Below are 12,226 nucleotides of genomic sequence, written 5' to 3'. Positions count from 1 at the left end.
GTAGGGGGCAGATGGGATCAGGCGGAGGTCGAGTTCTCGGCGGCTTCGGAAAAATTTACGTGCAGCTTGAACACCTCTGCACGCAGCGCCAGCAGGGTCGTGGCTTCTTCAATGTCCGCGTAGTCGAATGGGCGCGTGATGGAGGGCTTGCTGGGTTCGGGTACGATCTGTACGCATTTCAACATCTCGTCAAGGAGAGGCTTTAGTACCTCGTACGGAATTGCCGTTAGCAGCCCCGGGCCAATGTGCGCCAAGCCAGCCCAGCCAGATTTCAGCAGGTCATAGGGAATGCCCATGCCGCCATTGTAGGCGGCACAGGCGGCTTTCCACGCGAACTGCTCGGCTTGGTCGGCAGGCATCTCTGTCAGCAGGAAAGTCTTGCCGTCATCGCGGCCGCCCTCAATCGTGTATTGCTCTTGTCGGCGTGCCATTTACACGTCCTCCCAAGTGATAGACGACCACTGAATGGTGAACTGCATGGTCTGCAGGATGCGGCCGGCGGTCGGGAATTTCGGCGCGCGGGTCAGGAAGCCGCCCGTGCAGGTGTACTTCTTGCGGATTGACGTGATCGTGAACGTAGCGCTGGCTTTGTAGATCTCGCCTGCCGTTTCCTGAGCCTGCACCCAGTTGGACATCACGTCACAGCCGTTGCTGTCAGGCATTAGCTGGAAATTCTGCTCGGTGAAGTTGAAAATCTTGCCGCCGTGACCGATGCCGTCTGCACCCATCACTGTTTCGACAAGATCGACCTCGTTGCCAGTAAACATGTTGTCTGCGGCATACCCCGAAATTTCACGCGGGGTCGGGTACAGGTTGTTGACAGTCAGGTAGAACTTGCTGTTCGCCGAAGTAAGCGTTTTGTCAGCCATGTTGTGTGCTCCTTAGAGAACGGCAGTAGAGGTCATGGAGATGGAGCGCACTTCGCCGCCGTCCATGTAGTAGAGGGAAGGCTTGATCACACCGTCGGTGCGCATTGATGCCGAAGCGGTAGAGCAGCCTGGGATGAAGATGTAGCCCTTAGCTTCCATGGCGCCAGACACATCACGGCCGATCGCATTGAATAACTGCTGTTTCTGCGACTCGCTCAGCGATACGCCTTTGCGGATCACGCCAGCGTTGACCGCTGTATTGATCGGATCGAGTACCGCGCCTTCGACCAGACCGTCGCCATCGAGGTTGAACGGGATGCTATTGGCTTGGCTGACCAGCACTGCCAGTGCGTACTGAATCTGCGCGTTGAGCCAGATCTGGTTGACGTAGGCGGAGATGGTCTTGAAGCGACCGGGAACAGTGCCGGGATACAGCCAGTTGAAGCCATCCATCGCCGTCGCATACGCGCCGTAGATGTTGTAGCCGTTGTCGATGGCCGTAGCGGCACGGGTAGCATCCGTGACGATAGCGGCAAGACCGGACTGGGATTTGAAGGCCAGTGATTTACGGCCATTGGTGCGGTCGTAGTCGGTGGAAGCGATCGCGCCCATCAAGAAGGCGGCCACCTTGCGCAGCTGAGCCAGCTGAGAGGCTTCACCAGCCAGCGCGACAACGCCAGAGGCTTTCTCGGCCTTGATCTGTGCGCCAAATGAAGCGGTATTGTTGGCTACGAACGCGTTGGCATCGGTATCCCATGCAACGTACAAGAAGCGATCGTTCTGCGCGGCTGACCACGTTTTGAAGCCCAGCTTCTCGTCGAGCGTCGGCTCCCACATCGTGGAGAACGTTGCCCATGCCTGCGTGACGTGACCCAGTGCGGTCATTGCCGTGTTCGGCGTGTCGGCATCAGTGCCCTGTGCAGACAGGACAGCGCCAGTGCCCATGCTTCTGCTGCCGGAAGGTGCGCATTGGCCGACGGGATGCGCTCGACGATGCTGGCTAGCGTCAGGCGTCCCTTGATCTCCGATCGGCAGCGCGCCAGCGCATGCTGTGTTTCGTTCAGCGGATAGGCTGACAGGTCGCTGACCATCAGCAGCAGCGCTGCGGGGGTATATTCCTGCCCCATGACTTCCATCGTGGCGCCCAGTAATTCAAACAGGCGGTCTTGTTCGTCAGCGGTCAGCATGCAGCTCCTCCGGCTTGCTCACGGCGTGCACGCATCATCGCCTTGGCTTCCTCGACGGCGCTGAGGTTGGACTGGGTACGATCGGTTTGGCGCGCCTTGGTCGCGGTGACCTGACGGCCTGTCTGGCACTGCACTGCGAGGGTTTCGCAGTCGGTTAGCATTAGGCTGACGGGGTGGCCCTTGGTGACATAGAACTGATTATTCGTCCGCAGGTACCACGCCGCCACGGCAGGGGCGAGGTCATGACCTACTCGGTCGACCAACTGGCTGAGCTGTCCGGCAGTGCGAGCGTTCCAGATCGGCCATGCGTCGTAGCGGTGGCGGTAGGCCATGGCGTAGTTGGCCCAAGCACGAAACGTTTTCGCGCTCTGATCTTTCGGTCCCGGCATGTCAGCAGGGATGTCGACCCGGGGGCGTTTCGGTTCGATCGGTTCAGCAGGGATGATCTCACCGGAAACCGGCCCAGCAGCGGAGGCGTCAGCCCCCGGTGCAACAGGTTCATTGATAGGTTCAATGACTGATTCAGAAGAGTGACTGATTCTGGGTGCAACCATTTCACTAGGGGGTAGTGCATCTGTTTCACTACCTAGTGAATCGTTTGCACTAGGGGGTGCAGTGGTTGCACTACCTGATGCAGAATTTTCACCACCTAGAGTTATCAAATAGATATTTGAAGAATTGCCTTTAGGGCCGCCTTTCCTGACAACCTTTTTCACCAGCCCGCAGTCACAAAGCGCCTGAATGTGATTCATTGCCGAACGCTTGCTGATCTCACATTGATCAGCAATGTGCTGATACGAAGGCCAGCACTCGCCCTCATCGTTAGCGTTGTCCGCCAGCTTGAGCAGCACTAGCTTGCGTGCAGCGTTTCCTACCTTGACCCTAAAGGCTTGGGCCGTCAGAAGCATGCTCATGCTGCACCTCGCTGGACATCTTGTATCTGTTTACTCATACTGTTACTCGCTCTTTTGAGTAACGCCCGGCCCCATCTCCCCAGATGTCCGGGCGTTTTTGCGTTTACTTGATTGCTCGTGACACTTCTTCCAGATCCCGCATTGAGACCTTGATGCCACGCTTCCTTAGAGCGCTTACGATTTTCATGGCGTTTCCAAGGCTGATATTTCTAATTCCCGCCTCATAATTAGCGATAGCCGTCTGGCTAAGCCCGCACATGTCACCCAGCTTTTTTTGGGTGATTCCCGCTCTATTACGAAGGGCTTTAATGTCCATATGTGGCTCTGTTCCATGTTTTCTACACGACTTTATCACAAAATGTGTTCCATACAAACACAAAACGTCGATAGCGTTTATCACGCATTGTGGTAATATTCTCGTGGCTAAACACACGATGACGTTAAAGTGAATTTTTCTTTAGAAGCAGTGACATGACAGACACTACAAAAGGCTCTATCGGCGAAAGAATTGCCCAGGCGCGCAAGGCGAAAGGGATGACGCAGCCTCAGCTTGCAAAGGCTTGCGGTTGGGATTCTCAGGGCCGTGTCTCTAACTACGAAAGAGACAAACGCGAACCTAAAAGCAATGATGTGCGCATTCTTGCGTCGGTACTTGGTGTGTCTGAATCATGGCTGTGGACCGGCGCAGATGGAGCGGCCACACCCCTTAAAAGCGGCACGGTGCGCGAGTGGGTAGACGGTGAAGCGCCAGAAGATGACGAAGTGGACGTGCCGTTCTTCGGGGAAGTCGAACTGTCAGCAGGCAGCGGCACAACCGTCGTTGCGGAAGTGTCCAAGGCCCCGATCCGCTTTCATCGACAGATTCTGCGTAGCGCGGACGTTACGCCTAGCGCCGCAGCATGCTGCCGTATCTCGGGCGACTCTATGGAGCCGATCCTGCCGAATGGCGCCACAGTGGGTATCAACACGCACCAGACGGCTATAGTAGATGGCAAGATGTATGCGGTCGACCACGGCGGCCTGCTGCGCGTGAAGATCCTACAGAGGCTGCCGGGTGGCAAGGTATTGCTACGCAGCGCCAACCCATCCTACGGCGATGAGGAAGTGGAGGTAGGCGACGGCTTCAGGGTGCTGGGAAGGGTGTTCTGGTCGTCAGCTGTCTGGCATTAAATCTCGAAAAAGCAAAACATCCCTCGGTCATGCCGGGGGATTTTTACGTCTAGGGTTGTGATATTGCCCAATTGATTCTATACAAATATACACATCAGCTACTCTTTGTCAGACTAAGCCTGAGGCCAGAACCGTTCACCCATTTCATGATACACTGTTTTTTTGTACAGTGCTGTGCTAGCAAGGAGCCGAAATGGATAACTTAGGAATTTTGCCAAAATTTGCATTGACTGCGTCATGTATTTCACCAGTATTATTTACTTATGCTTTTATTGTTTGGCACAAAACTAAAGAAGGGGAAAATCATTACTATATAATAGCCTTGCTTATAGTGTCGGCTATTTTATTGGCTTTCATTTGTGTTGCTTGTTTAGATTTTGTTAGCAAAAAAACTCACTCTGAACCCATATCAGTAACAAGCTTTAAGCCCGCAGATAAAGAAATATCTGGATATTTTGTTTCTTATCTAATGCCTCTTATAAGCGCAACGTCAGAATTTATTGAAATAGGCATAGCAGTGTTTTTTTCGTTAATGTTTTTTTTGTTTATATTTGTGTCAAAATCATTTTATTCCAACCCTATGCTTTCAATATTTGGGTACAAATTTTACGAAATAACAATAGATACAGGAGGCTCTTTGCTTCTTATAACAAGGGAAAATATTGTAAATGTTAACCAGATAAACAATATAGCTTACGCTACGAGATATACGGTGGTAATGGCAAAAGATTAAAAATCTTGTGTAATAGGAGGTATTAGATGGAACTTTTCGCTCTTACAGAGTCTGCGCCTAGAATAAGAAAAGTGGCTTTGCACAGAGATGCACAGAACGCTCTCAAGGACGAGGCTGATGTCCAGCTAGAAAGATTTATGAGCTATGAAGACTGCTATCCCTTAGATGCTCGTTATAGACCGGAAGATCACGAAATATTTGAAATAAAGGAATTTGAGGATCTAGATGGAATCATGAATGCGGTAAAAAGCCCTGCCGGCGTGCAGTCATGGGTTCCTACTCAAGAAGATTTTATGGAAATTAAAGGTCTGTTTTTTGGAGTAAAAACAAATAACGAAATTAGAGTTGGATTACAAATTTTTGATAAAAGGCAAATTATAAGTAATAAGTGCGCTTTTCTTCATGGTAATAAATCATTCGGCTTGATGAAAAAAACAGCCTTTTCTATAGATACAAAAATTGTCGCTGTTCTTGAAAATAAAGACATAACCCAAAGTAAAGATAATATAAGCTTGTTTTTTAGAAGCCTGCATACTGTTCGGCGACTGTTCGATATGGACATCTACTTTAAAGAAGCAACAGAAAAAGATGTAGAAAACTTCTTTAGTGATGAAATGTTTATGGAATATGAGAAGAGAGAAGTAGGGGACAACGATATTGTTGATAATTGGTGTCGAAGAAAAATAGCATATATATTAAAAGAAGGGCGAATAAAAGACCTTGGCGCTGATGTGTTAAAAAAGCAGGCAAAAGAGCTAAAGGTAGATATAGAATTTTCAGAAAATGAAAATGGTGAATGCCGGCTTGTTTTTCCTGATGACAAAAGAGGGTTGAAAAAATTACTTAGATTCCTTGATGAAGATATTTATAAGTCATCGCTTTCAGGAACTATATTTGTAGCAGGCACAAAAAGAGAAGGTTGATAGTTAGAATTACTTCTAATTCCATCCTATGGCCGCTTAGTGGCTTTTTTACACCTGCACAAAAGTCCAGCCCTTGCCACCTTTACCTCCTGATACAATGGCCCAAAAGGAGGGAGTATGAAACGACTGATCGTAGGTGCGGCGCTGATGGCGCTGGCGGGCGGGGCTTGTGCCGCTGAATGGAAGCTTGTGGGGAAAGAGGCACATCTTGATGATACTACTGGGGGCTTGATTCTTGCCGTCAGTAAAGGGCCTGATTACAAAGGGTTGCCGTCTGTTGTTGTCAAGAATTCAGCAGACTGCGACGACATAGAAAAAGAAAATCCTATGCCGGGCGCGCCTGTCATAATTCAAGACACTCGGGTAAGTATCATCATGATGTGCACGAACTCCAATAGCCTAATTTTTTTCCCAGAAACGGCTGCGGGAAGAAAGCTACTGCTTGATAGAATCACTTCGGACAAAAACGTTTCGATTGTTATGCCTAGCGGCGATGTGGTCTGGTTTAAAAACCATAATGGCAGCAAAGCTGCAAAGAGAGTTTTCTCTCTCAACGATGAACCAATCTGAGACTACGGCATGGCTTTAATTGAATGCAGGGAGTGTGGCGGCACGTTAAGCAGCGAGGCCTTCTCGTGTCCTCATTGTGGGGCTCCTAGGGTTCGGCAATCCATAGCAGCCGCTCCAAAAAAGAAGACTCCATGGATAGTGAAAGCCTTACTGTTTTTTGTAGGGGCCGTTTGGTTAATTAACTGGCTTGACGATCATCCCAACGTGCCTGCACCGCCGCTGACTCCCGAGCAGAAGTGCAACGATAAAGAGTCTGCGTTTCATATGGCCAATCAGTTTGCGCAGAGAGAGCTGATCTCGCCAACGACCGCACAGTTTCCATCGTACTCCGATAGCGATGTACTGGTGCGTAGCAAAGGGCAGTGCAAGCATGCAGTAATTTCATACGTAGACGCACAGAACAAATACGGCGCTGTAGTCAGGTACAAAATGTACGTTGAGTTGCACAATGAGATTGGGACAACCTCGTGGTGGCTTGACGATATCCGCATACGAGACCCTAGCCAGTAAGCGCATTCTTAAGCCGTTACCTCCAAGCCCAGCCAAGCGCTGGGCTTTTTTGTGCTTCAAAAATACAGCCAGTCTTTTTATTTCAAAGGCATGCGGATGCGCCTCTACAAATATCACAAAACGTGGTTGACAGATAAAACACAAATCGTGATACTGTCGTTGTCGATCGGGGAGTCACCCATCGGCAGCTCTTTAACAATGGATTACCACGTCATCCCGTAGGCTTTGAGAGAGTGAGGGGCTGGCGTGAATGAATACCCCAGCCGCAGGTGGGGAAGGTAACAGCGGCCAGCGCCTTCAATGAGGGCGCATTCGGATTGGTCTTGAAGGGTGCTATGAGAGGTGTCGCTGATGGGCCAATCACGAATAGCTTGGTTTCTAATTTAGAAAGGAGATCACTCCTTGATCTCTATGTTGCCACATCAATTTTTTGGACCTACAATGTAGACCCATAAAATTGATGTCAAGCAAAAGAGATAGGAGAGGTGCTGTGCAGTCGAGTCGTAGTCTTTATTCTCCAAATGCTGATGATCACATCCAGTTATCGGGCCTAAAAAAGGGCGAAAGAGCATCTTTTGTAACAGAAAAGCAAAAGGTCGAAACGATACTGAAAGAGCATTTTGGTTTAACTGATAATATTGTTGATGAGCTGGTTCTTGTTGTAACTGCGGCCGCTACGCAAGCTGGTACAGTAAGTTCTCTTGCTCAGTCACACGTAGCAATGCGACAGGCTCATGAAAAAGGCATGGAAGAGCTAAACCGTGTTCTATTACGGCATGGCTGGAACATAAAGCATGATGGAAATCTAGCATATTGTTTTTCTAAACATCATAACATCATTATTTTATACCAAAATGTTGATGAAGCATGTAACCCAGAATCTTCGCCAAGAAATATTTCTAAACGAGGACCACAAACAATAAGTTTGTTGGATACACTGCAGTTTCACACACGTGATATGTTTCCTCCTCAACTATGGCTATTGTGTTCATCTTTTGATGATGAGGGTACTGTAAATGTAGAATTATCTTTACCAAAAATTTTTAGCGGTTATTATAAGGGTTTTCATGCCAGATTAGTTGTAAATTCAGATCTAGGTGATTTTGGTGGTTCTGATAAACAAATAACGATAGATGATTCTTTCGATGATGAAATCGATGAACCAGATATTGGAATCTTGTAGTTGGAGAGTTTAAAATATGTTTTCTACCAAAAGCTTAGAAATTGCAAGAGAAAGAAGGGGGTTGACAAAAAAACAGCTTGCTGAGTCTGTTAATATATCAGCAGAGCATCTAACAAGAATAATTAAAGAAAAACATTGCCCAGAATCGGAGCTTATCAGTACCTTTTCTAAGGTACTTGGGTATCCGCTTGAGTTTTTTGTTAGTGGGCCTGAAGATGTTTTATCTGAAGAAAATGTAAGTTTTAGAGATTTGTCGTCTTCTACGGCAAGAGATAGAAAAAGGACAAAAAGAGCGGGTGATCTGGCTATATATATAAACTCATGGATGATAAATATTTTTAGCCTTCCTCCAGTGAATTTGCCAGATTTACGAGATGAAAACCAAAATCCAGAGGTCGCAGCTTCCTCTTTAAGGAGTTTGTGGGGTATTGGTAATAGGCCTATACCAAACTTAATAAAACTTCTAGAAAACAAAGGGATTAGGCTGATGTCCCTTGACGAAGATAATGTGGCTGTAGATGGGTTTTCATTTTATGTGAGGAATCAGCCATACATTATGATAAATAATTCTAAAAGTGCTGAAAGGAGTCGTTTTAATTTGGCGCATGAACTGGCCCATTTGGTTCTACATTTGCATGGCGGTGATTCAGGTACTGGGGAAAAAGACTGTACGTGCAATACGAAGAAAGTAGAAGCAGAGGCAGACCAATTTGCATCAGCATTTTTAATGCCTAGGGATGACATACTAGATAACCTCCCTATAGTTAGAAATATAGACCATTTGATAGAAGCTAAAAAAAGGTGGCGTGTTTCCGTTGCGGCTTTGGCAAGAAGATGCTATCAACTTGGAATAGTTTCTGACTGGAAGTATCGGGCTTTATGCAAAGAGATTAGTGTTCGGGGGTATAGAAGAAATGAGCCTAATCCCACTGATCGAGAAACTTCTATTATCTGGAACAAAATAATGATGTTTCTATTCAAAGAAAAAAACAAAACCGATGGTTTGCACTTGCCTGTAGATGAGTGGGACACTTTAGTTCAAGGTCTATTGAAAAAAGATATCAATAACTCACTACATCCCATAACCAGTGACAAGAAACTATCGCTTCAATTAGTACGATAGTTATGCTGAATTGCTTGCTCAAACGTGCCCACCTCTGTGTGGGCTTTTTTGTTGGAGAGATAGATGAAAGCACTGATCTTCTGGGAGGACGTACCGGCCACGGCTGATATGTACGTTGTGGACGCCACGCCGGATGACGTCGATGTATTGAAGGCGGCAAACGCTAAGCACTTCGGCATCGACGATAACGATGAGTGTCTGGACTACGTGGCCCATGCGCTCGCAACCCGCTGGAAGGGCTGCAAGGTCGACGGGCCTGTCATAGGGCCAATTGATCTGGTCGTGCAGTGCGGAGTGATGAGCGCCTGACCCAATCGAAGCAACTACCACCGCCATCTGGCGGTTTTTTTATGTCCGGAGGAAGCCATGAGGCCAATGGATATGCTCAACGATCCCACGCTGGCACGTAGTGCTGATGCACAGGCCATCGTTCACCGAACCGCCGTGTTGCTGGAGAAGCAGGCGCAGGAGAGGGCGCTTGCTGAGCTGCCGCGCAATGAGGTGCGGGCACGTCAGTGGAAGGCCCGCAAAGAGCTTCACGAAGCCGACAACATCCGATTCCCGTATCTGGTTGAGAAAGCGTAAGGAGGCGGCATGAACGTCGCACGATCATACGAAGCGCGCTGCGATCTAGCGCAGGGGCAGCGAGAAGCTGCATGGATTGCATCAGACAACTGGCAGCGTCAGGTGGACGACACGATCGACCAGATGACGAACGTCGATCATCACGAACGCAGCCGCAAGGCGATCACCGAAGCGCTGGACGAACACACCGATCCGGCTGATTTACAGCCGCTACTGGCTGATCTGCACCTTGCATTAAAAGCAGAGCAGCTAGGGCGATCGGATGGCCGCGAGCGTGCACGCAAGGCACTGGCAGCGCTTGACCAGTTCATCTACGACACGGTCAGTCAGGAAGCGCAGGAAGAAGTGACGCGCCGCTATGTGTGAGCGTTGGTTTTGGTCACTGTGGACAGCCGCAGTGGTGATCGTACTTTTCGGAGTCGGGTTATGACGTGGTGGCAGTGGTTAGCCGTGGGGTGGCTTGCTGGCGTGTTTGTGATGCTGATGTTCAACGCCGGAGCGCATTGGGGCGAGCAGGAGTGTAGCAATGACTGAAATGGTTCCTTGGGACGAGTTCAAGGCGGCAATGAAGGAAGAGTCTAGGAGACGGCGGGAAAGCAATCTGCAGAGCGCCGATCCCGAAGGATGGACAAAGCACACCGAGTGGCATTGGTCGCGCGATCTGAACGGGGGGCGCTTGGATTACTGGCCTAGCCGGAACCGCTTTCGCTGGAAAGGTAAGACGTACAGCGGAGACGTGAAAGGCTTCATCCGGAAGCGGGAGAAATGAGATGGCGGCTATTTGCGGTAGCCGCCGGATGATTCACGCTCATGAATCTAGGGAAGCATAACGTATGACACAGGAAGATATCCAGCCCGGTTATTACACGGACATATCAAACGAGCGGTATCACCGTAGTGCCGCTATCAGCAAGTCGCAGCTTGACTTGCTGCATAAGTCGCCAGCGCTTCTTCAGTGGTCGCGCAATGCACCAGAAGATCCAGAAAAGAAGACGGCACTCAATATCGGCGATGCCTGTCATGCCATTCTGCTTGAGCCGTGGCGTTTTGATGAGGAATACGCCATCGGTCCGGATGCCCTCAAGAACACCAAGGCGGGCAAAGATAAGTGGGCTGAGTTTGAGGCAGGTCTTGAGGGTAGGACAGCGCTTACCCATGCCGAGGGTCAGAAGGTAAAGCTGATCCGCGAAAGCGTAATGGCTCACCCACTGGCGCGGCAGATCATGGAAGCACAGGGCGACGCAGAGGCGTCCATCTACTGGCGTGACACGATGACCGGCGAGATGTGCCGGTGCCGCCCCGATAAGACGCTGTCGCAGTATGGATGGATTGTTGACCTCAAGACGACGGCAGACATCAACAAGTTTGCCAAGTCGGTATACGAGTTCCGCTATCACGTACAGGACGCTTTCTATAGCGATGGGTATGCCGAGCATTTCGGTATGAGGCCAAATGGCTTTCTATTCCTCGCGTTCTCGACCTCCATTGAGTGTGGCCGCTATCCGGTGCGCATCTTCCAATTAGACACCGATGCTGTTGCGGCAGGCCGAGCAGAATACCAAGACGACATGGCGCAGTACGCCGAGTGCAAGGCATCGGGCAACTGGCAGGGAATTGAGTCATTGAGCCTGCCGTGGTGGGCAACGAAAGGAGAAAGAGCATGACGAATACAGTACAGCAACAAGCGCCGCAGCAGGATCAGTTGGCACAGCAGCTACAGCAGGCCAGCGGCAATACCCCTCAGAAAAAGCCAATGCCTAGCACGATACAGGGCATGCTGAAAGACGATCGATTCAAGACACAGATCGCTCGAGCGCTTCCAAAGCACGTTACACCTGAGCGCATCATGCGTATCGCGCTGACGGAGATTAACAAGACGCCGAAGCTGAAAGAGTGTGACCCGATCGGGCTATTTGGCTCCATTGTGCAGTCGGCCCAGCTTGGTCTTGAGCTAGGCGGTGCGCTTGGACATGCGTATCTGGTCCCTTATGGAAAGCAAGCTCAGTTCATCATCGGTTACCGAGGCATGATCGACTTAGCGCGTCGTTCAGGCCAGATGGTGTCACTGCAGGCGCATACCGTGCACGAGAACGACGAGTTTAATTTCGAATACGGGCTGAACGAAAACCTGCGCCACGTTCCTGCCCGAGGCGAGCGCGGCCCGATGATTGCCGTGTACGCCGTTGCCAAGCTGGTTGGCGGTGGTCATCAGATCGAAGTCATGTGGAAAGAAGACGTTGACGCTGTTCGCAAGTCCTCCAAAGCCGGAGGCTCTGGGCCGTGGCGCGATCACTACGAAGAAATGGCGAAGAAGACCGCCATTCGCCGCTTGTTCAAGTACCTGCCAGTCAGCGTGGAGATGCAGCGAGCTGTAAGCCTTGATGAGCAGGCCGAGGAGGGAGTGCAGGACAACAACGTTTTCGATGGTGATTACACCGTCGCAGAGCACTAAGGAGGCG

Annotated in this window: 19 protein-coding genes; 13 read left to right on the top strand and 6 right to left on the bottom strand. The window is 49.9% G+C overall.

The genetic code is table 11. The features are described from left to right. Positions 1-17: 17 nt before the first annotated feature. From ZBT109_RS08315 to ZBT109_RS08290, 6 genes are all read right to left on the bottom strand, one after another. On the bottom strand, positions 18-431 hold the full coding sequence (locus tag ZBT109_RS08315; protein WP_027705974.1) for a hypothetical protein: 414 nt from the start codon (positions 429-431) through the stop codon (positions 18-20). After that, entirely contained in the window at positions 432-869 is a 438-nt protein-coding gene (locus tag ZBT109_RS08310; RefSeq protein ID WP_038279285.1) for a phage tail fiber protein, read from the bottom strand. Between the two features lie 12 nt (positions 870-881). Next, positions 882-1,814, bottom strand: a complete 933-nt coding sequence (locus ZBT109_RS08305) for a DUF3383 family protein (RefSeq protein ID WP_084261902.1) — start codon at positions 1,812-1,814, stop codon at positions 882-884. Continuing rightward, positions 1,751-2,056, bottom strand: a complete 306-nt coding sequence (locus ZBT109_RS08300; protein ID WP_051524148.1) for a hypothetical protein — start codon at positions 2,054-2,056, stop codon at positions 1,751-1,753. Before ZBT109_RS08300 ends, ZBT109_RS08305 begins: the two co-directional genes overlap by 64 nt. Continuing rightward, a complete protein-coding gene (locus ZBT109_RS08295) occupies positions 2,050-2,970 on the bottom strand; it encodes a helix-turn-helix domain-containing protein (protein WP_038279282.1) in 921 nt (306 codons plus the stop codon). Before ZBT109_RS08295 ends, ZBT109_RS08300 begins: the two co-directional genes overlap by 7 nt. A gap of 103 nt (positions 2,971-3,073) precedes the next feature. Further along, on the bottom strand, positions 3,074-3,286 hold the full coding sequence (locus ZBT109_RS08290; protein ID WP_027705973.1) for a helix-turn-helix transcriptional regulator: 213 nt from the start codon (positions 3,284-3,286) through the stop codon (positions 3,074-3,076). A gap of 155 nt (positions 3,287-3,441) precedes the next feature. Between ZBT109_RS08290 and ZBT109_RS08285 the strand changes: the two genes are divergently transcribed. The 13 genes from ZBT109_RS08285 to recT all read left to right on the top strand — a co-directional run bounded on the left by ZBT109_RS08285 (position 3,442) and on the right by recT (position 12,219). Continuing rightward, positions 3,442-4,140, top strand: coding sequence for an XRE family transcriptional regulator (locus ZBT109_RS08285; RefSeq protein ID WP_027705972.1), 699 nt, complete (start codon positions 3,442-3,444; stop codon positions 4,138-4,140). Positions 4,141-4,333: 193 nt separating this feature from the next. Then, positions 4,334-4,873, top strand: coding sequence for a hypothetical protein (locus ZBT109_RS08280; protein WP_051524146.1), 540 nt, complete (start codon positions 4,334-4,336; stop codon positions 4,871-4,873). Between the two features lie 26 nt (positions 4,874-4,899). After that, positions 4,900-5,796, top strand: a complete 897-nt coding sequence (locus tag ZBT109_RS08275; protein WP_027705971.1) for a hypothetical protein — start codon at positions 4,900-4,902, stop codon at positions 5,794-5,796. A 117-nt stretch (positions 5,797-5,913) separates the two neighbouring features. Continuing rightward, positions 5,914-6,366, top strand: coding sequence for a hypothetical protein (locus ZBT109_RS08270; RefSeq protein WP_027705970.1), 453 nt, complete (start codon positions 5,914-5,916; stop codon positions 6,364-6,366). 264 nt (positions 6,367-6,630) lie between these two features. Next, on the top strand, positions 6,631-6,876 hold the full coding sequence (locus tag ZBT109_RS13855) for a hypothetical protein (protein WP_156934051.1): 246 nt from the start codon (positions 6,631-6,633) through the stop codon (positions 6,874-6,876). Between the two features lie 490 nt (positions 6,877-7,366). Then, complete coding sequence (locus ZBT109_RS13615; protein ID WP_145984507.1) at positions 7,367-8,059, top strand: hypothetical protein; 693 nt, start codon at positions 7,367-7,369, stop codon at positions 8,057-8,059. A gap of 16 nt (positions 8,060-8,075) precedes the next feature. Further along, positions 8,076-9,182 (top strand): helix-turn-helix domain-containing protein, encoded by a 1,107-nt coding sequence (locus ZBT109_RS08260; RefSeq protein ID WP_027705968.1) that lies wholly within the window; start codon positions 8,076-8,078, stop codon positions 9,180-9,182. Between the two features lie 63 nt (positions 9,183-9,245). Next, positions 9,246-9,491 carry a hypothetical protein gene (locus tag ZBT109_RS08255; protein ID WP_027705967.1) on the top strand — a complete coding sequence of 82 codons (246 nt, stop codon included), beginning with the start codon at positions 9,246-9,248 and terminating at the stop codon, positions 9,489-9,491. A gap of 57 nt (positions 9,492-9,548) precedes the next feature. Beyond that, positions 9,549-9,767: a hypothetical protein gene (locus ZBT109_RS08250; RefSeq protein WP_145984506.1), complete on the top strand. Its 219-nt coding sequence runs from the start codon at positions 9,549-9,551 to the stop codon at positions 9,765-9,767. Between the two features lie 9 nt (positions 9,768-9,776). Beyond that, positions 9,777-10,133, top strand: a complete 357-nt coding sequence (locus ZBT109_RS08245; RefSeq protein WP_027705965.1) for a hypothetical protein — start codon at positions 9,777-9,779, stop codon at positions 10,131-10,133. 160 nt (positions 10,134-10,293) lie between these two features. After that, positions 10,294-10,536 carry a hypothetical protein gene (locus ZBT109_RS08240; RefSeq protein WP_027705964.1) on the top strand — a complete coding sequence of 81 codons (243 nt, stop codon included), beginning with the start codon at positions 10,294-10,296 and terminating at the stop codon, positions 10,534-10,536. Between the two features lie 64 nt (positions 10,537-10,600). Next, the gene (locus tag ZBT109_RS08235; protein WP_197714330.1) at positions 10,601-11,431 is read left to right on the top strand and encodes a PD-(D/E)XK nuclease-like domain-containing protein; all 831 of its coding nucleotides are present in this window, start codon (positions 10,601-10,603) and stop codon (positions 11,429-11,431) included. After that, the gene (gene recT, locus ZBT109_RS08230; RefSeq protein WP_084261900.1) at positions 11,428-12,219 is read left to right on the top strand and encodes a recombination protein RecT; all 792 of its coding nucleotides are present in this window, start codon (positions 11,428-11,430) and stop codon (positions 12,217-12,219) included. The genes ZBT109_RS08235 and recT overlap by 4 nt, the downstream gene beginning before the upstream one ends. The last annotated feature ends 7 nt before the right edge of the window (positions 12,220-12,226 follow it).

It is taken from the genome of Zymobacter palmae (genome assembly GCF_003610015.1).
GTDB lineage: Bacteria > Pseudomonadota > Gammaproteobacteria > Pseudomonadales > Halomonadaceae > Zymobacter > Zymobacter palmae.
This window is presented reverse-complemented; position numbering and strand designations above follow the sequence as displayed.